The following is a 21837-nucleotide window of genomic DNA, read 5'->3' as shown; positions in this document are numbered from 1 at the left end:
GCAGACCGAACCGGCGATTTTCGGCCGGGGATATCCAAAATTCAACGCAGAGAGTGGGAACCGGCTGTGTCGAGCCAGTTGACCGGTAGTGGATCCGACGAAGCAACGTCGGGTGAATTCGGAGCGAACGAGTGGCTCGTGGACGAGCTGTACGAACGGTATCTCGTCGACAAGAACTCGGTGGATGAGTCCTGGTGGCCCGTGCTGGAGAGCTATCACCAGACCGCGAACGGAGCAGGCCAGGCCGCGGGATCCCCCGCCGCCGAAGCCGCGCAGCCGGCCCAGCCCGCGGCATCCGCCCCCGCTGCAGCGGCTCCGGCAGCAGCGGCTCCGGCAGCAGCGGCTCCGGCAGCAGCAGCGGCTCCTATCGCAGCCGCCCCGGTCGAGCCCGCCCCGATCACGGCTCCGATCGCGATCATCGGCGGCCAGCGCACCGCCCGCACCACCTCGACCGCCCCGCGCTCGCTCCCCGTCCCGGCCGATGCGCCGGTCAAGGGACCGCAGGCGCCGGCGGGCACTGCGGAAACGCAGGATCTCGTGACCCCGCTCCGCGGCATGCAGAAGAGCCTCGCCGCCAACATGGCCACGAGCCTCACCGTCCCGACCGCGACAAGCGTGCGGACCATCCCGGCCAAGCTCCTGATCGACAACCGCATCGTGATGAACAACCACATGCGCCGGTCGCGCGGCGGCAAGGTCTCCTTCACCCACCTGATCGGATGGGCGCTGATCAAGGCCCTGAAGATGTTCCCGAGCCAGAACGTCTGGTACGACGAGGTCGACGGCAAGCCCTCCGTCGTCGCTCCCGCCCACGTCGGCCTCGGCATCGCGATCGACCTGCCCAAGCCCGACGGTACCCGCGCCCTGATGGTCCCCGCGATCAAGCGTGCGGACACCATGACCTTCGGCGAGTACCTGTCCTCCTATGAGGACCTCGTCACCCGCGCGCGCAAGAACAAGCTGACCGCGGACGACTTCTCCGGCGCGACCGTGTCGCTCACCAACCCGGGCGGCATCGGCACCGTGCACTCCGTACCGCGGCTGATGAAGGGGCAGGGCTGCATCATCGGCGCCGGCGCCCTCGACTACCCGGCGGAGTTCCAGGGCGCGAGCGTCAAGACGCTCACCGGGCTGGCCATCTCCAAGACCATCACCCTGACGAGCACCTACGACCACCGCGTCATCCAGGGCGCCGGCTCCGGCGAGTTCCTCAAGATCGTGCACGAGCTCCTCATCGGCGGGCACCACTTCTACGAGGACATCTTCGCGGCCCTGCGCATCCCCTACGACCCGATCCACTGGGCGCCGGACATCAGCGTGGACCTCGCGAGCGCCGTCGACAAGACCGCCCGCGTGCAGGAGCTGATCAACGCGTACCGGGTCCGCGGCCACCTGATGGCCGACGTCGACCCGCTCGAATACACCCAGCGCACCCACCCCGACCTCGACATCGCGAACCACGGCCTCACCTTCTGGGACCTCGACCGCCAGTTCGTCACCGGCGGCTTCGGCAGCCAGCGGCTGATGCTGCTCCGCGACATCCTCGGAGTGCTCCGCGACTCCTACTGCCGCACGACCGGCATCGAGTACATGCACATCCAGGACCCTGCCCAGCGCAAGTGGATGCAGGAAAAGATGGAGAAGAGCTACGTCAAGCCCACGCATGACGAGCAGATGCGCATCCTCGGCAAGCTCAACGAGGCCGAGGCCTTCGAGACCTTCCTGCAGACCAAGTACGTCGGCCAGAAGCGATTCAGCCTCGAGGGCGGCGAGTCCACCATCCCGCTCCTCGACGCGATCCTCGAGGGCGCCGCGAGTGCGGGACTCGACGGCGTCGCGATCGGCATGGCCCACCGCGGCCGGCTGAACGTGCTCACCAACATCGCCGGAAAGACCTACGGTCAGATCTTCCGCGAGTTCGAGGGCACCCAGGACCCGCGCAGCGTGCAGGGCTCCGGGGACGTCAAGTACCATCTCGGCACCGAGGGCAGCTTCCGCGGAAACAACGGCGTGGAGATCCCGGTCTACCTCGCTGCGAACCCCTCGCACCTCGAGGCGGTCGACGGAGTGCTCGAGGGTATCGTGCGCGCCAAGCAGGACCGCAAGCCGATCGGCACCTTCTCGACCCTCCCCGTCCTCGTGCACGGCGACGCCGCCATGGCCGGGCAGGGCATCGTGCTCGAGACGCTGCAGATGTCCCAGCTGCGCGGCTTCCGCACCGGCGGCACGATCCACCTCGTCGTCAACAACCAGGTCGGGTTCACGACGCTGCCCCTCGACGCGCGCACCTCGGTCTACTCGACCGACGTCGCCAAGACCATCCAGGCCCCGATCTTCCACGTGAACGGCGACGACCCCGAGGCCGTCGTGCGGGTCGCGGAGCTCGCGTTCGCCTACCGCCAGGAGTTCAAGCGCGACGTCGTGATCGACCTGATCTGCTACCGCAGGCGTGGTCACAACGAGGGCGACGACCCCTCGATGACGCAGCCCCTGATGTACAACCTGATCGAGGCCAAGCGCTCGGTGCGGAAGCTCTACACCGAAGCCCTCGTCGGGCGTGGCGACATCACCGAGGCCGAGTACGAGGCCGCGCACGCCGACTTCCAGGACCGCCTCGAGCGCGCGTTCATGGAAACGCACGCCGCGCAGTCGTCCTCGATCCCGATCGTCGGCAGCCAGGGCCTGTCCTCCGGCAACACCCTGCAGGACGAAGCCGTCGGCGAACCGGCGACCACCGGCGTGCCCGAGGCCGTCGTGCATCTCATCGGGGACGCCTTCCTCAACAAGCCCGCCGGCTTCACCGTGCACAACAAGCTCCAGCAGCTCATGCAGAAGCGCGTGGACATGAGCCGCAACGGCAACATCGACTGGGCGTTCGGCGAGCTCCTCGCCCTCGGCTCCCTCCTGCTCGAGCGGACCCCGGTGCGCTTCGCCGGTCAGGATGCCCGCCGCGGCACCTTCGTGCAGCGCCACGCCGTCCTCCACGACCGCATCAACGGCCAGGAATGGCTGCCGCTCGCGAATCTCAGCGAGGACCAGGCCCGGTTCTGGATCTACGACTCACTCCTGAGCGAATACGCGGCGATGGGCTTCGAGTACGGCTACTCCGTCGAACGCGCCGACGCCCTCGTGCTCTGGGAAGCCCAGTTCGGCGACTTCGCCAACGGCGCCCAGACCGTGATCGACGAGTTCGTGGCCTCCGCCGAACAGAAGTGGGGCCAGCGGTCCTCCGTCGTCCTCCTCCTGCCGCACGGCTACGAGGGCCAGGGGCCCGACCACTCCTCGGCCAGGATCGAGCGCTACCTGCAGCTGTGCGCCGAGAACAACATGACCGTCGCACGTCCGTCGACTCCGGCCTCGTACTTCCACCTGCTGCGTCGCCAGGCGTACATGCGCCCGCGGCGCCCGCTGGTGGTCTTCACGCCGAAGTCGATGCTGCGCCTGCGCGGCGCGACGAGCGCGGTCGCCGACTTCACCCACGGACGTTTCGAGCCCGTGATCGATGACGCGCGCATCACGGACAAGGCCGCCGTCAAGCGGGTGCTGTTCATGGCGGGCAAGCTCTACTACGACCTGCTCAGCGAACTCGAGAAGAACCCGAACCCGGAGATCGCACTCGTGCGGCTCGAGCAGTTCTACCCGTTGCCCGCCGCCGAGATCGCCGAGGTCGTCGCCCAGTACCCGGATGCCGAACTCGCCTGGGTACAGGACGAGCCGGAGAACCAGGGCGCCTGGCCGTTCTTCTACTTCAGCACCAGCAAGCTCGTCGAGCGCTCGGTTCGGGTGTTCTCCCGGGCCGCCTCGGCATCGCCCGCCGCCGGGTCCGCGAAGCGGCACGCCGCCGAGCAGGTCGAGCTGCTGAGGAACGCGCTCACCCTTTAGCCGCACCGTTCCGGTCGAGAGTTCCCGTTCCGCTGGGCACTCTCGACCGGGAAGGTACAGGCATTGCCGGGAGACGGGCCCGGTCGTAGGCTGGCCGCGATCGCGACCCCGAGCGTGCCAGGGACCGCGACGCGACCGAAGGAGTGCTGCTGTGTCCACCCGCGATGTGACCCGGCTCGGCGAACCCTGCTGGAACGACCTGATGACCTCGGATCCCGCGAAGGACCGCGCGTTCTACACCCAGCTCTTCGGGTGGAACGCGAGCGACTCCGGACCCGAATACGGCAACTACGTGACCTTCCGGCGTGGACCCGCGGATGTCGCGGGAATGGCCGCCGCCCCGGACGGGTCGACAGCCCCGGACGCGTGGCTCGTCTACCTCTCCGTCGACGACGTCGACGACACGGTCACGGCCGCGGTTGCCGCCGGAGGCCAGGTGCTCCTCGAGCCGCTCACGGTCGGTGGGATGGGGCGCACCGCGGTGCTCGCCGACCCCTCCGGCGCCGCGGTCGGTATCTGGCAGCCGATCGAGTTCGACGGGTTCCACAGCGTCGCCCGGGCGGGGACGCCGATCTGGCACGAGCTCAGCAGCCGGGACTACGCCGCCGCCCTGCCGTTCTACTCGGCCGTCTTCGGCTGGGACCCGCAGGTGTTGAGCGACACCCCGGAATTCCGGTACAGCACGGTCGGGCCGGAGGGCATGCCCGTCGCCGGCGTGATGGACGCGACTGCGTTCCTCCCGGAGGGCGTCCCCTCGCACTGGGCGGTGTACTTCGGCGTGCCGGACGCGGCGACGGCCGCAGCGCGGGTCGTCGAGCTCGGCGGTGCGGTGCTCCGTGAGCCGTGGGACTCGGAGTTCGGCACCTTCGCCCAGGTCGCAGACCCGACGGGCGCGATGTTCTACCTCGGGACGGTCGAGCCGGCCGCGGCAGGGCAAGCCGAAGCGACCGCCGTCGACGAGGACGCCGCGTTCGTCGAGGTAGACGAGAGCGACGTCGAAACGAGCCAGTCTCCCGGGTAGCCCGCCCGGGGCATCCGCTGGTGCACGGACTGGGCTAGTGCGAGGACTGGGCTAGTGGGAGGACTGGATCGTGCGCAGTTTGAGCAGGACCTGGTCGCGCAGGTCTTCCGGAGCGATCTCCCGGCAGGCGCGTTGCACGGCCTCGGTCAGCGTGCGCCCGACGAGGTGTTCGCTGCTGCAGTCTGTGCAGTGGGCGAGGTGCTCCTGGATGTCGGCGGTGTCCTCGCCGCAGAGTTCGTTGTGGAGGTACTCCTCGAGTTCGGCCTTGGCCTTCTCGCAGCCGCAATCGGTCATTTCGTGCTCCCAGAGGTGGTCCGGCCCGGCTGTGCCCGGCCCGTTACGGCCGGGACCGCGGATGCGGGCTGGGCTGAACCCAGGCCGCGCTCGAGCGCATATCCGGCCAACAGGTCACGCAAGAGTCGCCGGCCACGGTGCAGGCGGCTCATCACGGTGCCGATCGGTGTTTTCATGATTTCGGCGATCTCCTGGTAGGAGAAGCCCTCGACGTCGGCGAAGTAGACGGCCAGCCGGAAGTCTTCCGGGATCGACTGCAGAGCGTCCTTCACGGCGCTGTCCGGAAGGTGATCGATCGCTTCGGCCTCTGCCGAACGGCTCGCCATCGCGGTCGTCGATTCGGCGCCCCCGAGCTGCCAGTCTTCGAGGTCGTCGATCGTGCCCTGATAGGGCTCGCGCTGCTTCTTGCGATAGGTGTTGATGAAAGTGTTCGTGAGGATGCGGTACAGCCAGGCCTTCAGGTTGGTGCCCTGCTCGAACTGCTTGAAGGCGGCGAACGACTTGACGAACGTCTCCTGGACCAGGTCCTGCGCATCCGAGGGATTGCGCGTCATCCGCATTGCTGCGGCGTAGAGCTGGTCGATGTAAGGCATGGCCTGTTCTTCGAACAGGTCCCGCAGGTCGATCGCATCAGTTGTCATCACGGACAATTCTAATGCGTCGATCACGGACGTTTCGGGTCGTTCAAGCACCGCTGACAGCACCATCGGGACCTCCCTCATCTGTTCATCACCGACTATCCTGATAACCGATGTTGATCTCGAGATATTCCAAGCCCGATTTCGATCCCTACGGCGACAACGCGCCCGAAGAGACGGATGCCTGGTGGCCGGCCCCCGTCGCCGCCCGGCCGCTCGCCGCCGTCGTCTCCCTGCCGGGCTCGAAGTCGCTGACCAACCGTGAGCTCGTCCTCGCGGCCCTGGCCGAGGGGCCGTCCCTCCTCCGCGCACCCTTGCACTCCCGCGACAGCGACCTGATGGTCGCCGCGCTCCGGCAGCTCGGCACGACGATCGACTCCGTCCCCGGCGACGGTGAGTTCGGCGCGGACCTGCGCATCACCCCCGGCGAGCTCTTCGGCTCGACGACGATCGACTGCGGCCTCGCCGGCACCGTGATGCGCTTCCTCCCGCCCGTCGCGGCGCTCGCGCTCGGCCCGACGACGTTCGACGGCGATGCCGGCGCCCGCCGCCGCCCGATGGCGACCACGATCTCCTCCCTCCGCGCCCTCGGCGCCGACATCAACGACGACGGCCGCCACGCGCTGCCGTTCACCGTGCACGGGACCGGCAGCCTCGCCGGTGGTGAGGTCACGGTCGACGCGTCGACCTCGAGCCAGTTCGTGTCCGGCCTGCTCCTCGCCGCCCCGCGCTTCGAGGGCGGCCTGCACCTCCGGCACGACGGCGAACGCCTGCCGAGCCTGCCGCACATCGAGATGACGATCGCGACCCTCGCCCGCCGCGGTGTCACCGTCACGAGTCCCACCGTCGGCGAATGGATCGCCCGGCCCGGTCCGATCCACGGCATCGAGGTAGACATCGAACCCGACCTGTCCAACGCCGCGCCGTTCCTCGCCGCGGCGCTCGTCGCCGGCGGGAGCGTCACGATCACGGGCTGGCCCGCCGAGACCACCCAGGTCGGCGCCGACCTCGCGCACCTGCTGCCCCTCTTCGGCGCGCTCGTCACCCGCTCGGGCGACCGGCTCACCGTCACAGCCGGCGAACGACTCACCGGCGTGACTCTCGACCTGTCCACCGGAGGCGAACTCGCGCCTGCCCTCGTCGCCCTCGCCGCCCTCGCGGACTCCCCGAGCACGATCACCGGCATCGGCCACATCCGCAACCACGAGACCGACCGCCTCGCCGCCCTCGTGACCGAGATCAACGGCCTCGGCGGCGCCGTCACCGAACTGCCGGACGGCTTGCAGATCGACCCGCAGCCCCTGCACGGTGGCCAGTGGCACAGCTACGACGACCACCGGATGGCGACGGCCGGCGCCCTGATCGGCCTCGCGATTCCCGGAGTCGAGGTCGAGGACATCGGCACGACAGCGAAGACCCTCCCCCAGTTCCCCGAACTGTGGCACGCGCTCCTCGCATCGACGACCGTGCTCTCATGAGCTGGTGGGCCGGCGCGGAGGACGACGAACCCGAGTTCGACGAGTCGAGCGTGCGGATGCGCCCCAACCGCAAGGGCAGTAAACCCCGCACGAAGACCCGCCCGGACCACGAGGACGCGCTCACCGGGCGCATCCTCTCCGTCGACCGCGGCCGGTACACCGTCATGCTCGACGAGAACAAACCCACCGAGCGCCGCGTCACCGCGGCCAGGGCGAGCGAGCTGCGCAAGCACGCCGTCGTGACCGGCGACCGCGTCGACATCGTCGGCGACACCACCGGAGCGGAGGGCAGCCTCGCCCGCATCGTGCGGATCGTGCCGCGGGTCACCCTGCTGCGCCGCAGCGCCGACGACACCGACGCCGTCGAACGGGTCATCGTGGCCAATGCCGACCAGATGCTCATCGTCGTCGCGGCCGCGAATCCGGAGCCACGCATCCGTCTGGTCGACCGGTATCTCGTCGCGGCGTACGACGCGGGCGTCACACCGATCCTCTGCATCACCAAGACCGACCTCGCCGATCCCGCCGAGTTCCTGAACAACTTCGCCGGCCTCGACCTGATCGTCTTCGAGAGCCGCGACGACGCCATGCCGCTCGAGAGCATCTCGGCCGCGCTCGTCGGCCACGACACCGTCTTCGTCGGGCACTCCGGCGTCGGCAAGTCCACGCTCGTCAACGCCCTCGTTCCGGACGCCCACCGTGCCGTCGGCGTCGTGAACACCGTGACCGGGCGCGGCAGGCACACCTCGTCCTCCACGGTGTCGCTGCGCCTCGAAACGGATGCCGGCCGCGGCTGGGTCATCGACACCCCCGGCGTGCGCTCCTTCGGCCTCGGGCACATCAACACCGACAACATCCTCAAGGCCTTCACCGACCTCGCCGTGATTGCGGAGAAATGCCCGCGCGGCTGCACGCACCTGCCGGACTCGCCGGACTGCGCCATCAACGAGGCCGTCGCGGCCGGCGAACTCGGCGACACCGGAAAGGCGCGCCTCGACTCCCTGCAGCGGCTGCTCGCGACCTTCGCGGTCTCCCCCCACCGGTAGCGTGAGCGCATGACTGATTCCACGCGCCTCGAAGCCGGCGACCCGGCACCGCAATTCACGCTCACCGACCAGGACGGCGCATCCGTCTCGCTCGCGACGTTCGCAGGCTCGAAGGTCGTCGTGTACTTCTACCCGGCCGCGCTCACCCCGGCCTGCACGAAACAGGCCTGCGACTTCCGCGACAGCCTCGGCTCCCTCGAGACGGCCGGCTATCGCGTACTCGGCATCTCGCGGGACACGCCGGAGAAGCTCCGGGCGTTCCGGGACGCCGAGGGCCTCACGTTCCCGCTGCTGAGCGACGCCGACCTCGCCGTGCACCGGGCCTACGCCGCCTGGGGCGAGAAGAACCTCTACGGCAAGACAGTCACCGGCGTCCTGCGGTCCACCTTCGTGATCGACGAGGCCGGACTGATCACCCTCGCGCTCTACAACGTGCGCGCGACGGGCCACGTCGCGAGCCTGCGCAAGAAGCTCGGCCTCGGCGACTGACACCCGGTCCCACGCTCCCGGAGCCGTGAGCGGCCTCCTGTGGCCGCGCGTGGCATCCACTGCCGGCTCGGACCAACCGGGAGGTCGACGACTCGCCACGAATCGTGGGTGAACATCAGGCGACGGATGTCTACCCGGCCGTGTCGCCCTCGTCGCGCGGGGTCTGCGTGGCCGCGAGCACCGCGGGGGTGAAGAGGAGCCCGAGCACGACGATCGAGGGCACCAGGAGCGCCCAGCCGAGGTCGGGACGCGCGTACAGGCCTTGGAAGCAGCCGACGGCGACGGCGATCTGCACGACCTGCCAGGTGACGGCGGCTCCGCGGATCCAGCCGCGGTGCCGCAGGGAATTGACCGCGATCGCGGTCACCCATGCGGCGGCGATCAGCACGATGATCAGGATCGCAACCCCGCTCGCGAGCGAGGTCGGCGTCGCGGTGAGGAGCTCGAGGATGAGCCAGACCACCGCGGCCCAGAGCAGGGCGGCCTCCGCCCAGAGCAGGCCGGCGAGGAGGAGGAGCGCGGGCGCACGACGCGGGCGCGACGCACCGGCGTCACCGTCCGGACGCTGGTCGAACTGTTGATTCACAGAGATATCCCATACCAAACTATTGATTTGACCCCACCATTATGCGACCATAATTGAGGCCCGGTTGACGCTCACAGGGACGTGAGCCCTATGAATGCGTAAATCGCTTACCTTCCTGCAATCGGCAGCCTCTCATCTTCGGCCAATCGGCCAGGCACCCTGCAATAAAGGAGCATCTCTATGGACTGGCGCGACAAAGCTGCCTGCCTCACCGCCGACCCGGAATTGTTCTTCCCCGTCGGTAACACTGGACCCGCTGTGGACCAGATCGAAAAGGCCAAGTCTGTATGTGCCCGTTGCAATGTGACCGAGGTGTGCCTCCAGTACGCACTGGAGACCGGACAGGACTCCGGCGTCTGGGGCGGCCTGAGCGAAGACGAACGCCGCGCTCTCAAGCGCCGCGCCGCACGGGCGCGCCGCGCTTCCTAGCCCCACCGCGTCCCAACCCCACCGCCCGGCCAGGCTCACGCCTGACCGGACACGTGTCCTGAAAACTGGCGTACCGCCCCCGCGGTCCGTCAGGTTTCACGCATGTACCGCAGTGGGATCTCGATGGTCACCTCGGTGCCGCTGCCCATCATCGTGTGCCAGTCGATACTTCCGCTGAGCTCGCCCTGGATCAGCGTGCGCACGATCTGGGTGCCCAGGCCCGATCCGACCTTGCCCTCCGGAAGGCCCGAACCGTTGTCGCGTACGCGCACGGTGAGGGTCTCTTCGTTGCGCTCGGCCTCGATCACGACTTCGCCTTCACGGCCGGCGAGGCCATGCTCGACCGCATTCGTGACGAGTTCCGTGAGCGCGAGCGCGAGCGGGGTGGCGAAGGCACTCGGCAGCACGCCGAAGCTGCCGGACAGTTTCGGGTGCGCCGTCGTGTTGTGAGCGGATGCGACCTCGGCGATCAGAAGCAGCACCCGGTCGAAGACGACGTCGAAGTCGACCTGCTGGTTGAGCCCCGTCGACAGGGTGTCGTGGACGACGGCGATCGCCGCTACCCGGCGCATCGCCTGGTTGAGCGCCTCGCGCGCGGTGTCGGAGTGGGTCCGCCTGGCCTGGATCCGCAACAGCGACGCCACCGTCTGGAGGTTGTTCTTCACCCGGTGGTGGATCTCCCGGATGGTCGCGTCCTTCGTGATGAGCTCGCGCTCCTGGTGGCGCAGCTCGGTCACGTCGCGGCAGAGCACGATCGCGCCGATTCGCTGGCCGCGGTTGCGGATCGGGATCGCGCGGAGCGACACGGTCACCCCGCGCGCCTCGATGTCCGTGCGCCAGGGAGCGCGGCCGGTGACGACGAGCGGCAGGGATTCGTCGACGACGACCGTGCCGGTCAGCAGGCCCGTCGTGACCTCGGCGAGTGACTCGCCCTCGAGCTCGTCGGCGAAGCCCATCCGGTTGAAGGCGGAGAGCGCGTTGGGGCTCGCGAAGGTCGTGACCCCGTCGAGGTCGAGCCGGATCAGGCCGTCGGAGGCGCGCGGGGCACCGCGGCGCGGGCCGGTCGGGGCGCCGAGATCGGGGAAGTCGCCGGAGGCGATCATGGCGAACAGGTCGTTGGCGCAGTCGTTGAAGGTGAGTTCCTGGCGGCTCGGGGTGCGCGCCTCGCTCAGGTTGGTGTGCCGGGTGAGTACGGCGACGGGCACGGGCGCGATCTGGGAGCCGGTCGTGCTGAGCCGGCGCATCACCGGGATCGCCCGGACCCGGGTCGGCGTCTCCTCGTACCAGTCCGGGGCGGTGGTGTCCACGATCCGGGCCGTTTCGAAGGCCTCCGTCACCTGCTGACGCCACTCCCCCTTGATTCCCTGGCCGACGAAGTCGCGGTAGAACAGGGTCGCCGCGCTCGAGGGTCGCGCGTGCGCGACCGCCACGAAGCTCCCGGTCGTGCCGGGCACCCACACCACGATGTCCGCGAAGGCGAGGTCGGCGAGGAGCTGGCCGTCGGCGACGAGCATGTGGAGCCAGTCCACATCCTCGGCACTGCTGCGGCCCTGGGCAAGTACGAGATCACTGAGCGTCGACACCCTGCCAGCCTAGGTCCCCCCGAACGAGTCCGGCGACCCATTCCTCCCCCGGATCACCGCCCGGGCTGCCATGCTGGCCCCATGACCACCACGTCAGCACGGCCGGATCGCACCTTGATCGCCATACTCTTCGTCATCGCCGTTCTCGTCATCGTCGCACTGGTCGTCGTCTTCTCCCGCGGGGCGCCAGAACGGCTCGACCGCGGGACTCCCGTCGGCGTCGTCCAGGCGTATGCGGCAGCGGTCCTCGAGGGGGACGAGTCGACGGCCGCCGGCTACCTCACCGAGAACGCCGTCGCCGGCTGCGAGTCCTACGGACGCGACGTCGCCGACGACGACCTCAGGATCACCCTCGTGCGGTCGGTCGAACGCGGCGACTCCGCCGACGTGACGGTCTCCGTCGCGACCTCGACGGAGACGGGTCCGTTCGGGGCATCCGGGTACGAGACCGAGGAGGTCTTCGAGCTCGTCCGCGTGCCCGACGGCTGGTAGATCGACTCCGCTCCCTGGCGATTCGCGGTCTGCCCCGGCACGAAGGCCATCTCATGAGCGCGACGACCGGGCTGTCCACGGTGCGGCGCGTCATCGTCTTCGTCCTGCTCTTCGCCTTCGTCACGCTCGCGGCCGCCGGACTCTCGGGACTGCTCGGCCGGCTGTTCGAGGGCCTGCTCGAGGTCCTGCCGGGCGACACGGGCCGACTCGCGGGAAGCGACGTCTCCGGGCTCGCCCAGTCCCTCGCCTTCACGCTCATCGCCGGCCCGTTCGCCGCGGTGCTCTGGTGGTTGCTGTGGCGGCGGATGGCCGGCGGCGAACGCTCGGCGCTGGCCTGGGGCCTCTACGTCGCTGCCATGTCGACCGTCGCGTGCATCACGTCCACAACGGCAATGCTCGGCGCGGCCGCCGCACTCGTCACCGATGACCGGCAACAGCGCGACCTGGCCACCGGCCTCGTCTGGGCGGCGGTCTGGGTCTGGCACCGGTGGATGTCCGGGCACCGGGACAAGGGTCCGCTGCGGCTCAGGTCCGTCGCGCCCGTTCTCGGCAGCGTGTTCGGCCTCGTGCTCGGCGCCGGCGGGGCGATCACAGCCATCGGCTCGGTGTTCGATCTGGCCGTCACCTCCCTGCTCCCCGTGCTCGACGCGGGCGCATTCTGGTGGCGCCAGCCGGCGGTCGGACTCGTCTGGTGCGTCGGCGGGGCATCCGTGTGGTGGTGGCACTTCTACCGGGAAAGGGTGTCGACCATGCGCGGCGGCTTCGCGGACGTCGCCCTCGTCTCTGTCGGCATCGGCGCAGCCCTCGTCACGACGCTCGTCGGAGCAGGGGTGACGCTGTACGTGCTGCTCAGACTCGGCTTCGACAGGTCGGGATCTCCCGGCGGCATTCTCGATCCCCTCGGCCCATACCTCGCGGCCGCTCTCGTCGGCGCGCTCGTCTGGCGGTATCACGGCCGACTCGCCGCGCGCCGTTCGGCCGCGACCCGGGGCGCGGCCACCCTGGTCACCTCCGGGCTCGCGCTGGCGTCCGCGGCAACCGGGGTCGGCGTGGTCCTCAATTCCCTGCTCGCCGTGCTCACGGACCCGCTCGTCGGGTCGGACACCCGCACGCTCCTGCTCGGCGGGCTCAGCGCCCTCATCGTCGGCGGGCCACTGTGGTGGGCGGCCTGGCGACCGCTCGCGCCGCGGGTCCTTGACCGCACGAGTCGAGGTGGCGCTGGTAACGGCCGGCGAGTGTACCTCGTGCTCGTCTTCGGCCTGAGCACCGTCGTCGCACTCGTCACGCTGCTCGTCATCGGCTTCCGGTTGTTCGAGTTCGGCCTCGGCGGCACGGCGGACCGCAGCGTCCTCGAGGGCGTGCGGGCGCCGCTCGGACTCCTGGTCGCAACGGGCCTCGTCGCCGGGTATCACTTCGCCGTCTGGCGACGCGACCGGTCTCTGCTCACCGTGCCAGAGGGACGGCAGCCCGGCATCGGCAGGGTGATCCTGGTCACGACCGCCGGCACGGATCCGGAACCGCTGAGACGTGCGATCGACGAGAGCACCGGCGCCGCCGTCACCGTCTGGCGGCGCGCAGGGACCGGAGCCGGGACGGAAGCCGGCCAAGGCGCCGGGGCGGAAGCCGTGCAGGCGACCGCCGTCGCGGCGGCCCTGGCCGGCGTCACGGGCAAGCGCGTTCTCGTCGTGACCGGACCGGGCTCACGCATCGACGTGATCCCGCTCGGCGACTGAGCGCCCGCGCGACCGAGCGCCCGCCCCTCGGCGACCTCGACCCCTTCACACCGCAGGGGCCCGGCGACGCCACGGCATCCGCCGCACACCCCGGCTTCGTGCCGCAACCGGTTCCGGCAGAATCTCGCGCTGAACCAGACGCAGGATGCCCGTGCGAGCCGGCGACTTCGGCGCGGCATCGCGCAGCGTGCGTCCGGTCAGCACGGCAGCATCGGCGCCGGCCTGGTCGTGCGGGACCAGGAACGGAGCGTGGATGCCGCCGAACCGGCGGAGAGCGGCGATGACCTGACGGTTGGCGTCGATCCCCACGGCGCTCGGCCGAACCCGGTTCATCACGACGCTGACCCTGTCGGTCGAGACCGCCTCGGCGAGCTCGGCCCAGGACCGCAGGAACCGGGCGAGTCCGACCGGGTCGGCGAGCCCGCACGCGACGACATGGTCCGCCGACCGGAGCGCGGTGAGCGTCGCGGCGTTGCGCCGCGGCGCGAACAGGTCGCTCGAGATCTCCTCGTCGCTCTCGAGACTGAACCCGGTGTCGAGCACGACGTAGTCGACCCAGTTCCGCACCACCTCGATCGTCTTCGACACGCGCTCGCCGGACAGCTCCGGCCAGCGCGAGGGCCTCCCGATGCCCGTGAGTACCCAGAACGCGCCACGCGGCGAGGTGTAGCGCTGCGCGATGCGTTCGAGTTCGGGCCGGGTGAGGCTGCCGGTCCCGGCGAGGCGGCAGGCCGCGGCGAAGCCGGGCGATTCGTCGAGCATCCCGAGGGCCGGCGCGACCCCGCCTCCGTAGCTGTCGACATCGACGAGCGCAACGGTGTGTCCCGCCGCCGCGATCTCGGCGGCGACGTTGATCGCGAGCGTGGTGCGGCCCGGCGCGCCCGAGGGCCCCCAGACCGCGATCACCGTGCCACGGGCGGGCGCCGCGAGGGAGGACGCGCGTTCGGTGACCCGCAACGGGATCACCACGCCGGCCTCGATCACCGCTTCGATGCCCGCCCAGTCCGACGTCGCGTCGATCACGTCGAGGAGGCCGAGCCCCGCCGCGTTCCTGCGGTCCTGGTCGGTCACGGCGAGCGCGATGACCCGCACGCCGTGTTCGTCGCAGGCCCGGACCACGGCGGCACTCAGCGTCGCCCGTCCCGCGCTGACGAGGGCGACATCCGCTTCGGTTCGGTCCAGGGCCGCGAGCAGTTCCCCCGCCCCTGACACCCGGGCCAGGACCGCGTGCCCGTATTGCACGATATCCGGCAGGAGGCGGTCCTCCGTCGAGCGATCGAGCGCGAGCAGCAGCCGGGCCACGGTCAACCGCCGAGTGGCTGGTTGGCCGGAACGACCGCGATCGCCGCTGCGTTGGCGATCGCGGTGAGCACCGCTGCAACGGCCTCCCTCGGCACCCGGAGCTCGACCGAACGGCGCACGCCCGCCACCGAGAGTCCGCTCGGCTCGAGCACGCGCACCACCCCGGCTTGCCCGACGAGTACCGCCGGCGGGCCGAACTCCCCGCGCCCGTTCTGCGGCGACGACCACACGTCGACGACGGCGCCGGGAACGACCGCCTCCGCGAGCGCGTCGGTCGGTTCGACGACGACCGTCGTGACACCGGCGTCAGCGGATGCGCCGACCGCGGACACCGGGATCAGCTCACCCGCTGCGACGGTGCGGGCCAGGACCAGGCCGTCAGCGGGCATCCGCTCGGGCGTCACGTAGAGCGGGAGCGCACCATCGAGGCGCACCTGGCTGAGCTCGAGGTCGGCGGCCGTGACGCGGTCGCCCACGATGAGCGCGTCGCGGGCGGAGTAGACGGCGGTCGTCCGGTCGCTGCCCGCGACGACCGCAGCCACGCCGCCGACCGCGCCGAGCACGAGCACCAGCCCGATGAGCAGGCGCGGGTCGAACCAGAATCCCGGGCGTGGTACCCGTTTCGGCCTCGAGACCATGGCTGCCCCTCTCCTCGGCGCGGGCATCTGCCGCCGCCCGACGGATCATCGGTCTCTATCGTCGCCGTTCCCGGTGCGCGGCGGGAAAGTTATCCACAGGCTGCCGTTATCCCGGCGTAATGCCTTCGGAACCCCGATAATCGAACCATGAACGCTCGCGACGCCTATCCTGGGCTGGGCCGCTTCCTCACCCTGGGGGACACCGCCGATATCCTCGCCCTCACCGTGGCCGAGGTCAGCGAACTGGTGCACACGGGCGAGCTCCCCGCCATCCGGATCGGCCCGTCCGCGCCGGAGCGGATGCAGCACTGGCGGGTGGAGCGGGTCGTGCTCGAGTCGTACATCGAGGCCAAGTACGAGGAGGCCAGACGGCTGTCGCTGTGGGAACAGTCCGACTACGCGAACATCCCGGAGCTGTCCGGAGGCACGATCATCCGACCAATCGACTGAACCGGGCGGTCGCGGTCAGCGCAGGCACGGTCAGCGCCGGCAGTGTCAGCGCAGGCACGGTCAGCGCAGGCACAGCAGCTGGATCGCTGCGAGGGGAACGATCCGGTACTGGCGCACCTCGGAGCTGCGGCGGGGCACCCCGCGCTCGTGCATCGCGAGGTCGATGTGGTCGCGACCGACCCGGTCGATCGTTCCGCTGAGGAGACCTCCCGGGGTATGCACCTCGACGAACTTGCGCCGCCTGGCCAGGTCGCGGAGCACGAAGGCGAACCCGATCCGGTCGACGACCCCGGACTCGGGGTCCACCGGCGCCGCGAGGGAGGCGTGCACCTCCGCCGGCTCCAGGATCACCCCGGCGATCGCGGCGATCGGAACGAGGCACTGCGCAGCGCCCCCGGCGGGGACACCAGGCGCGGCCGTCCCGGCCGGCGCCGCCGGCGCGTCGAGGATCTCGGCGGCGAGCCAGTCCCGCCCGAACGTGGTCGGGCGGATGGCCAGGGTCACCCCGGAGCTGAGCACCACCCGCACGACACCCCCGCCCGCACGCCGGCCCATGCCCCCGCCGAGGCTCATCAGGCGGTGCCGCAGGGACAACCGGCCGAGCCGGAGCCGCTCCTCTTCCGCACGCAGCTCGAGGTCCTCGGCGTTCAGCTCGTGTTCGAGCTGCCCCTCGAGGTCGTCGATGCTACACGCTCTATACGTCGGTAGATCTCTGCTTCTGACCCCTTACGCTCCGCGATTTTCCTGCCGTATTCACACGTCATTGGCCTCACCCGAAAGTGCCCCAGAATCGCACCACGGGGCTTGCTCAGGCGTACGGCATGATGGGGTATACAGCCACGTCTAATAAAGGGGACAAAAATGGATATAACGGTCATCGTTATGGGTCTCGTAGTTCTGCTGCTTGTCCTTGGTTATGTGTGGTTTAAGAAAACCATATGGCCTTGGTATGAACGCCTGATGGCTGAAAGAGATATGAAAATAAAGATTCATCAGGATCAGATCAACGAAAGGGCAGCCGAACGACTGGCAGAACGGTACAAAAAGAAGGGCAAGCTCTAGTACCTCAATCTGTGAAGCTTTCAATTTCTAATCGTCTATGCGAAAGTCATGTTCAGTATGCGATTCAAGAAGCAAGTAATTCGTGACCAAAATCGGGACTCATATATCCTGACTTTTCCGTCTGAGCTTGAACCGGAACAAATTACTGCATGGCTACGGGCCGTCGTGGAGACCCTCTATAGACGTACTTCAGCGTTCAACCGTGAGACGCTCGTATTTGAAACGTGGGCGAACAGCCGTGAGATCGTCCACCGTCTACTGGTATCGAAAGATATTGCAGATCACATCACGCAGCAGCTCAGGACTCATGGCCGCGGTATCGCCGTACTAGAAGACGACAGTCGACCAACGATTGATTGGACTACTGGGATCGAGCTTGGGATGAGCAATCCCACCAGACAGCTACAAATTGTCAGTCATGCTGATATCTCAGCAAGCATCCTCGGAAGTATCCAGACTCTGCATGATGGCGAAGATGCACTCATCCAGTGGGTAGTTGGTGCTGCAATGGCAACTGAGAAGACAAAGCGTGACCCACGTTCAGCTGAGTTCAGTGTCCTTAGGTCACTAGCCGGATACTCAGCAGCCCTCTCTGATGAGCTACAAGACCGATACGCAAAGCTTGAAGAACCAAACACTGTCGCTGTCTGCCGTGTTGTCGTACATGCTGAGCCTGCAAGAGCTTCTGACCTGGTACAGCGTATTCAGTCTGCAATCGCCTCGACCAATGCTCCAAGCAACCACTGGAAGCTAGTTCCCTCAAAGAACCTCATCGTAGAAGTGAACGAAGCTGCTACGACTTCCCATCCGCAAGCTCAGCTGAACCTAACCGAGTTGTCTGCCCTAATTGGATGGAAGATCGGCGGGCCGCATGTTGCAGGCCTGTCAGCCGGAACATCACGTCACCTACCTGCTACTGAGTCCATTCCGCGTGAAGGCCGGGTTATTGGTACAAGCAACTTTCCACATGCTGCTCGCCCTATTGCTATCGGCCGTGTTGAGTCACTAACTCACCTTCATATCCTCGGACCAACTGGAGCAGGCAAGACGACTCTTATGGCTAACCTCATGGCTCAAGACATGAACGAGGGCTACGGCGTCGTGATGCTAGAAGGCAAGGGCGACCTATATAAGGCAACCGTCAAGCTGATCCCAACCCACCGACTAGAAGATGTCATCATCCTCGACGTCAACGAGCGAGATAATCCTGTTGGCTTCAACATATTGGAGCAGGGGAATCCTAGTGTTGTGATCGACCAGCTGACCGATCTGTTTCAAAGTCTCTACGCGGATGGTGGTCGGGGAGTGTGGATGCGTGAGCTGATGTACCACGGACTGCACACGCTATCTGAACGGCCAGGTATGACATTCGTCGATCTTGCGGCTTTAGTGAGTCCTCGGACGTCCCGAGAGATCACCTGGGCAGAAGAGATGCGCAAAGCTGTAAAGAACCCTGAGGTTCGCGAGTTCTGGCAAGACCGCTGGAGCACTCTCGACAAGAAGGCGCAGGAGACATACTCCGCACCACTGCACAACCGAATCTGGCAGCTATCAACACGACCTGAGCTACGCAACATCATTGGACAGAGCAAGTCCAGCTTCTTTATGGACGACGTGATCCGCGACAATAAGATCTTGCTAATCAACTTGTCTGGCGTACCAAAGGAAGCAGCCAGCATTGCTGGGACGCTCATCATGAATGCCATTTGGTCGTCAGTCCAGCGCGTCAAAGCGGAGAAGAACAGCTACCTGTATATAGACGAGTTCCAAGACTTCATTCGGCTTCCGGTTGGTGCTGAGGACATGCTGGCTAAATCGCGTGGATTTGGTCTGGCGCTGACTCTTGCTCACCAGCACCTGAACCAACTGACAGACGATATCAAGTCAGCTGTCATGGCCAATGCCCGTTCAAAGATTGTCTTCGGATTGGAAGACCCAGACGACGCACGGGCGATGCAGCGTGCCATTGGAGGGGACACGTTCAGCCAGCAAGATTTTCAAAGTCTTGAGCCGCATGAGGCAGTAGCAAAGGTCATCACGGCGAAGGGTTCGAGCTTAGCTACGATCTCAACACCGCCACCGCTTGCACCAACTGGCAACGATAGGTTGGCTCTGAAACGATCCCGCGAATTGTATGGGCGGCCTGTAGCTGAAGTGCAGCAAGCAATTGAATCTCGGCGCAACAGTGGGCCGAAGAAGACCAGCAAGCGTCCTGCTATAGGTGTACGTGAGTGGGGGACGTAGGCGGGGAGCAGTGGGTGACTCCCCCATCGGACCAGTATCGCCCCATTTTTCGGGGGCTAAGGGGCTAGATCGGTCCCCTTCTCCGGTGTTCTGAAAATGGGCCTAAAAACAACAGGGGTCGATTTTATTTTTTACAACATTAGGCCTCTTGCCCTCTTTTGCCCGATGTGCGTAGCGAGAGGGCAAGAGTGCGCTATATGTAGCGTGTCAGGCTAGTGCGCTACTTACTTGTTCGCCCTGTACTTCTCCATGAGTGGCGCGGCAACTCTCCCACGATCACTCACTGTCTCACCATTGGCACGGAGCCATTCACGTGCAGCAGCAAGTTCAGCAGGATCGTTCTTACCAGCAGAAGCGCGAGTAGCAGTACCGCGCCCAGTCTTACGAGCAGCGTCCAGGTATGGCTTGAGAGCATCGCGAAGCTTCTTTGCGTTAGCGTCGCTCAGGTCGATCTCATAAGCAACTGCGTCAAAGGTAAACCTGATTGTTTCGGCCTTGCCTTCATCAACAGGCTTGCCATCGAGGTCGTCAATGATCGTTGTAGTCGTAACCACTTTTTGTGCCATGTGAATGCTCCTAATCGATTGGCTAAAGACAACATAGCAAAGACCGCTCAGCATTGTGCAAGAGCGGTCTAATTTTGTTCAGTGCTTAGTTACTCGACTTTGAATGACAGAGCTTGTTGTAGCGCATCTCAGCGCGTCACAGGCCTTCTATTTCTTCGACTGGTAGATACCGAACATAGTGAGAATGAATGCACCAGCTGTAGCAAGCACGCTACTTAGGGCAACGATCCGAACTACGTCAGTCCATCCAGCTACAACAGCCAAACTTGGAGCGATGAGTCCAAGGCCGATGAGTGCATCACCAACGATGTAGATGCCGACCTTTATTTTCTGTGGGATCTCGCTGATTATTGTTTGGACTGATTCGTCAGCTGCAACGCTGTCGACTAGATCTTGTACTTTTGTCTGTGCGACTGCGAGTTGTTTCTGTTCTTCTTCTTTGAATGCCATTGGAGTTTCCTTTACTTCATTAGTTTCCTTAGCTGGGGTGGTGATTGCTGGTTCTTGGAGTGGGACTGTTGGCACGGCGACTACGGGATTGGCCGGCTCAGGTATTGAGGGGGCTGTCTCAACGGGTGCTTCTGGCGCTGGTGTAGCGACTGGTTCAGTCGGTCGAGCGCCAGGTGTTGGTGTCCCGCCATCATCAGTTGATACTTCAGTTGCTGCGGCGATGTCCACCCAGAACTTCAAGCCGTTCCAGCTGATGAGTGCCATCCACTGTCCATCTGTGAGTCCAAGATCGAGCACTTGGAATTTGCCAGGGAGCTTGTACTGAGATCCGGCAACAAGCTCCTGGTCAATAGTTGCGTAGCCATCAGCATCTACTTCGATGAGTAGTTCGGCTGGAATACCGTTGTCGTCCCATGTGAAGCCAGTAGGACAGAGAGAGTCACTCTTGACTTGCCAAGTGCCGCCAATTTGCTCCACGTCGTTCACGGTTAGGTTGTCAGCAAACTTGATGAACGATCCGATGTCCACGCTCTGGTCATCTGGATTGCCTGACGCTGCTGGCGGCATTTGAGTAGCTGAACCTGTGTAGCGGTAGAAGGTGACTTCAGGGTTGCCGTTCCATCCGGCTAACTGGTCATAGTTGTTGTCGTGGATGCCGTTGTAGTACGAGTTACAGTGCTTCACATTGTTAGCGTCGGTAAAGGTCATGAAGTGCCCAAGCCCACCGCTACTAGCTCCACGCTTACCCCAGATAGCTACATCGCCGCGCTGGGTGTCGTAGTTACCCTGAGCATTCGGTTGCAGCTGAGTGAAGCCGTTGCGCTCTAGGTCGCCGAAGGCTGAGTCGGTGTTGCCAATACGAATGTCAGCTGGGAAGAATCCCCCGGCGATGAGTGAGTAGTAGCCCGCGCTTGAACAGTCGTAGCTGTCTGGCCCATTACGCTGGGCCATCGAGTAGGTGATGCCTTGGTTCTGTTTGTCTTGAAGCCATTGAATCTGTTGATCTATTGATTTCATATCACCCCCTTTAGCGGTTGACTTTGGTTGTTTTTGTCAGAGTATCGACGGAGATGCTTTGCGGAATGAGAGGGATGAGCATCTCAATTAGGCGGTTAGTGGTCGCCATATGGACCGCAGTATCAGCCATGTGCGCTTCGATCTTGGCAAGTGGCACATCTTTCAACGTGTTGACTTCACCCGTAAGCCCTGTGACTTTGCTTTCGAGGCTTGTCATCTGTGCAGCTTGATCGGTGTTCTGTTGGCGAACAAGGTCGAGGCTCTTCTGCATATCTGACATAGCAATGTCTTTAGCATTGGCGATGCCATCTGCATTGGCTGTCTTTGCCTTAGCGCGTCCATAGAAGATGGCAACGATGATCGTGCCAATAACGACGATGAGAGCGAAGGATGAGCCAATTGGGGTGAGTGTTTGAGCAAAGTCCATAGGATCAGTT

General features: G+C 65.8%; 22 protein-coding genes. 12 read left to right on the top strand and 10 right to left on the bottom strand.

Features of this window, described 5'->3' with window-relative positions; genetic code table 11:
* Nucleotides 1–66: 66 nt before the first annotated feature.
* The gene (locus tag E3O44_RS12820; RefSeq protein ID WP_134535170.1) at nucleotides 67–3882 is read left to right on the top strand and encodes a multifunctional oxoglutarate decarboxylase/oxoglutarate dehydrogenase thiamine pyrophosphate-binding subunit/dihydrolipoyllysine-residue succinyltransferase subunit; all 3816 of its coding nucleotides are present in this window, start codon (nucleotides 67–69) and stop codon (nucleotides 3880–3882) included.
* Nucleotides 3883–4033: 151 nt separating this feature from the next.
* Nucleotides 4034–4903 (top strand): VOC family protein, encoded by an 870-nt coding sequence (locus E3O44_RS12815; RefSeq protein WP_241976306.1) that lies wholly within the window; start codon nucleotides 4034–4036, stop codon nucleotides 4901–4903.
* 51 nt (nucleotides 4904–4954) lie between these two features.
* Here the strand turns inward: E3O44_RS12815 and E3O44_RS12810 are convergent, their stop codons facing one another.
* A complete protein-coding gene (locus tag E3O44_RS12810) occupies nucleotides 4955–5197 on the bottom strand; it encodes a zf-HC2 domain-containing protein (RefSeq protein ID WP_134449770.1) in 243 nt (80 codons plus the stop codon).
* On the bottom strand, nucleotides 5194–5838 hold the full coding sequence (locus E3O44_RS12805; protein ID WP_174775079.1) for a sigma-70 family RNA polymerase sigma factor: 645 nt from the start codon (nucleotides 5836–5838) through the stop codon (nucleotides 5194–5196). The genes E3O44_RS12810 and E3O44_RS12805 overlap by 4 nt, the downstream gene beginning before the upstream one ends.
* Nucleotides 5839–5948: 110 nt before the next feature.
* Here E3O44_RS12805 and aroA point away from each other — a divergent pair, with 110 nt between their 5' ends.
* The 3 genes from aroA to bcp are packed head-to-tail and all read left to right on the top strand — an operon-like array spanning nucleotide 5949 to nucleotide 8848.
* Nucleotides 5949–7313, top strand: coding sequence for a 3-phosphoshikimate 1-carboxyvinyltransferase (aroA, locus tag E3O44_RS12800; RefSeq protein ID WP_134535168.1), 1365 nt, complete (start codon nucleotides 5949–5951; stop codon nucleotides 7311–7313).
* Nucleotides 7310–8359, top strand: a complete 1050-nt coding sequence (gene rsgA, locus E3O44_RS12795; protein WP_134535167.1) for a ribosome small subunit-dependent GTPase A — start codon at nucleotides 7310–7312, stop codon at nucleotides 8357–8359. Before aroA ends, rsgA begins: the two co-directional genes overlap by 4 nt.
* A 9-nt stretch (nucleotides 8360–8368) precedes the next feature.
* On the top strand, nucleotides 8369–8848 hold the full coding sequence (gene bcp / locus E3O44_RS12790; RefSeq protein WP_134535166.1) for a thioredoxin-dependent thiol peroxidase: 480 nt from the start codon (nucleotides 8369–8371) through the stop codon (nucleotides 8846–8848).
* Nucleotides 8849–8978: 130 nt separating this feature from the next.
* Here bcp and E3O44_RS12785 read toward each other — a convergent pair whose 3' ends face one another.
* Nucleotides 8979–9434 (bottom strand): hypothetical protein, encoded by a 456-nt coding sequence (locus E3O44_RS12785; RefSeq protein WP_134535165.1) that lies wholly within the window; start codon nucleotides 9432–9434, stop codon nucleotides 8979–8981.
* Nucleotides 9435–9614: 180 nt separating this feature from the next.
* On the opposite strand from E3O44_RS12785, the gene E3O44_RS12780 reads away from it, so the two are divergent.
* On the top strand, nucleotides 9615–9863 hold the full coding sequence (locus E3O44_RS12780; protein ID WP_035837005.1) for a WhiB family transcriptional regulator: 249 nt from the start codon (nucleotides 9615–9617) through the stop codon (nucleotides 9861–9863).
* Nucleotides 9864–9952: 89 nt separating this feature from the next.
* On the opposite strand, the gene E3O44_RS12775 is transcribed toward E3O44_RS12780, so the two are convergent.
* A complete protein-coding gene (locus E3O44_RS12775) occupies nucleotides 9953–11446 on the bottom strand; it encodes a sensor histidine kinase (protein ID WP_134535164.1) in 1494 nt (497 codons plus the stop codon).
* Nucleotides 11447–11527: 81 nt separating this feature from the next.
* On the opposite strand from E3O44_RS12775, the gene E3O44_RS12770 reads away from it, so the two are divergent.
* A complete protein-coding gene (locus E3O44_RS12770; RefSeq protein ID WP_134535163.1) occupies nucleotides 11528–11938 on the top strand; it encodes a hypothetical protein in 411 nt (136 codons plus the stop codon).
* Between the two features lie 53 nt (nucleotides 11939–11991).
* Nucleotides 11992–13671 (top strand): DUF5671 domain-containing protein, encoded by a 1680-nt coding sequence (locus tag E3O44_RS12765; protein ID WP_134535162.1) that lies wholly within the window; start codon nucleotides 11992–11994, stop codon nucleotides 13669–13671.
* A gap of 45 nt (nucleotides 13672–13716) precedes the next feature.
* On the opposite strand, the gene E3O44_RS12760 is transcribed toward E3O44_RS12765, so the two are convergent.
* Together E3O44_RS12760 and E3O44_RS12755 are read right to left on the bottom strand one after the other, a co-directional pair.
* The gene (locus E3O44_RS12760) at nucleotides 13717–14973 is read right to left on the bottom strand and encodes a CpaE/TadZ family protein (protein ID WP_338144733.1); all 1257 of its coding nucleotides are present in this window, start codon (nucleotides 14971–14973) and stop codon (nucleotides 13717–13719) included.
* Between the two features lie 2 nt (nucleotides 14974–14975).
* Complete coding sequence (locus E3O44_RS12755; RefSeq protein WP_134535160.1) at nucleotides 14976–15611, bottom strand: hypothetical protein; 636 nt, start codon at nucleotides 15609–15611, stop codon at nucleotides 14976–14978.
* A gap of 147 nt (nucleotides 15612–15758) precedes the next feature.
* Here E3O44_RS12755 and E3O44_RS12750 point away from each other — a divergent pair, with 147 nt between their 5' ends.
* The gene (locus E3O44_RS12750) at nucleotides 15759–16061 is read left to right on the top strand and encodes a helix-turn-helix domain-containing protein (RefSeq protein WP_134535159.1); all 303 of its coding nucleotides are present in this window, start codon (nucleotides 15759–15761) and stop codon (nucleotides 16059–16061) included.
* Nucleotides 16062–16121: 60 nt separating this feature from the next.
* Here the strand turns inward: E3O44_RS12750 and E3O44_RS12745 are convergent, their stop codons facing one another.
* Nucleotides 16122–16634 carry a hypothetical protein gene (locus E3O44_RS12745; protein ID WP_134535158.1) on the bottom strand — a complete coding sequence of 171 codons (513 nt, stop codon included), beginning with the start codon at nucleotides 16632–16634 and terminating at the stop codon, nucleotides 16122–16124.
* A gap of 6 nt (nucleotides 16635–16640) precedes the next feature.
* Between E3O44_RS12745 and E3O44_RS19790 the strand changes: the two genes are divergently transcribed.
* The 3 genes from E3O44_RS19790 to E3O44_RS12735 all read left to right on the top strand — a co-directional run bounded on the left by E3O44_RS19790 (nucleotide 16641) and on the right by E3O44_RS12735 (nucleotide 19367).
* Nucleotides 16641–16769 carry a hypothetical protein gene (locus E3O44_RS19790; protein ID WP_255454385.1) on the top strand — a complete coding sequence of 43 codons (129 nt, stop codon included), beginning with the start codon at nucleotides 16641–16643 and terminating at the stop codon, nucleotides 16767–16769.
* A gap of 153 nt (nucleotides 16770–16922) precedes the next feature.
* Nucleotides 16923–17123: a hypothetical protein gene (locus E3O44_RS12740; protein WP_134535157.1), complete on the top strand. Its 201-nt coding sequence runs from the start codon at nucleotides 16923–16925 to the stop codon at nucleotides 17121–17123.
* 57 nt (nucleotides 17124–17180) lie between these two features.
* Nucleotides 17181–19367, top strand: coding sequence for a type IV secretory system conjugative DNA transfer family protein (locus tag E3O44_RS12735; protein ID WP_166792653.1), 2187 nt, complete (start codon nucleotides 17181–17183; stop codon nucleotides 19365–19367).
* A gap of 224 nt (nucleotides 19368–19591) precedes the next feature.
* Here E3O44_RS12735 and E3O44_RS12730 read toward each other — a convergent pair whose 3' ends face one another.
* The 3 genes from E3O44_RS12730 to E3O44_RS12720 form a co-directional block, all read right to left on the bottom strand.
* Nucleotides 19592–19933, bottom strand: a complete 342-nt coding sequence (locus tag E3O44_RS12730; protein WP_134535155.1) for a histone-like nucleoid-structuring protein Lsr2 — start codon at nucleotides 19931–19933, stop codon at nucleotides 19592–19594.
* 147 nt (nucleotides 19934–20080) lie between these two features.
* Nucleotides 20081–21400 (bottom strand): peptidoglycan amidohydrolase family protein, encoded by a 1320-nt coding sequence (locus E3O44_RS12725; protein WP_134535154.1) that lies wholly within the window; start codon nucleotides 21398–21400, stop codon nucleotides 20081–20083.
* A gap of 10 nt (nucleotides 21401–21410) precedes the next feature.
* The gene (locus E3O44_RS12720; RefSeq protein WP_134535153.1) at nucleotides 21411–21827 is read right to left on the bottom strand and encodes a hypothetical protein; all 417 of its coding nucleotides are present in this window, start codon (nucleotides 21825–21827) and stop codon (nucleotides 21411–21413) included.
* Nucleotides 21828–21837 lie beyond the last annotated feature (10 nt).

It is taken from the genome of Cryobacterium algoricola (assembly GCF_004402485.1).
Taxonomy (GTDB): domain Bacteria; phylum Actinomycetota; class Actinomycetes; order Actinomycetales; family Microbacteriaceae; genus Cryobacterium; species Cryobacterium algoricola.
The sequence above is the reverse complement of the archived record's forward strand: the minus strand, read 5'-3'. Positions and strand labels throughout refer to the sequence as shown.

Excerpts from the sequence above, each read along its gene's own strand:
- E3O44_RS12810 (WP_134449770.1), bottom strand. The coding sequence starts at position 5,197 with ATGACCGATTGCGGCTGCGAGAAGGCCAAGGCCGAACTCGAGGAGTAC.
- E3O44_RS12805 (WP_174775079.1), bottom strand. The coding sequence starts at position 5,838 with ATGACAACTGATGCGATCGACCTGCGGGACCTGTTCGAAGAACAGGCC.
- aroA (WP_134535168.1), top strand. The coding sequence starts at position 5,949 with ATGTTGATCTCGAGATATTCCAAGCCCGATTTCGATCCCTACGGCGAC.
- rsgA (WP_134535167.1), top strand. The coding sequence starts at position 7,310 with ATGAGCTGGTGGGCCGGCGCGGAGGACGACGAACCCGAGTTCGACGAG.
- bcp (WP_134535166.1), top strand. The coding sequence starts at position 8,369 with ATGACTGATTCCACGCGCCTCGAAGCCGGCGACCCGGCACCGCAATTC.
- E3O44_RS12780 (WP_035837005.1), top strand. The coding sequence starts at position 9,615 with ATGGACTGGCGCGACAAAGCTGCCTGCCTCACCGCCGACCCGGAATTG.
- E3O44_RS12770 (WP_134535163.1), top strand. The coding sequence starts at position 11,528 with ATGACCACCACGTCAGCACGGCCGGATCGCACCTTGATCGCCATACTC.
- E3O44_RS12765 (WP_134535162.1), top strand. The coding sequence starts at position 11,992 with ATGAGCGCGACGACCGGGCTGTCCACGGTGCGGCGCGTCATCGTCTTC.
- E3O44_RS12755 (WP_134535160.1), bottom strand. The coding sequence starts at position 15,611 with ATGGTCTCGAGGCCGAAACGGGTACCACGCCCGGGATTCTGGTTCGAC.
- E3O44_RS12750 (WP_134535159.1), top strand. The coding sequence starts at position 15,759 with ATGAACGCTCGCGACGCCTATCCTGGGCTGGGCCGCTTCCTCACCCTG.
- E3O44_RS12745 (WP_134535158.1), bottom strand. The coding sequence starts at position 16,634 with ATGAGCCTCGGCGGGGGCATGGGCCGGCGTGCGGGCGGGGGTGTCGTG.
- E3O44_RS12740 (WP_134535157.1), top strand. The coding sequence starts at position 16,923 with ATGGATATAACGGTCATCGTTATGGGTCTCGTAGTTCTGCTGCTTGTC.
- E3O44_RS12735 (WP_166792653.1), top strand. The coding sequence starts at position 17,181 with ATGCGATTCAAGAAGCAAGTAATTCGTGACCAAAATCGGGACTCATAT.
- E3O44_RS12730 (WP_134535155.1), bottom strand. The coding sequence starts at position 19,933 with ATGGCACAAAAAGTGGTTACGACTACAACGATCATTGACGACCTCGAT.
- E3O44_RS12725 (WP_134535154.1), bottom strand. The coding sequence starts at position 21,400 with ATGAAATCAATAGATCAACAGATTCAATGGCTTCAAGACAAACAGAAC.
- E3O44_RS12720 (WP_134535153.1), bottom strand. The coding sequence starts at position 21,827 with ATGGACTTTGCTCAAACACTCACCCCAATTGGCTCATCCTTCGCTCTC.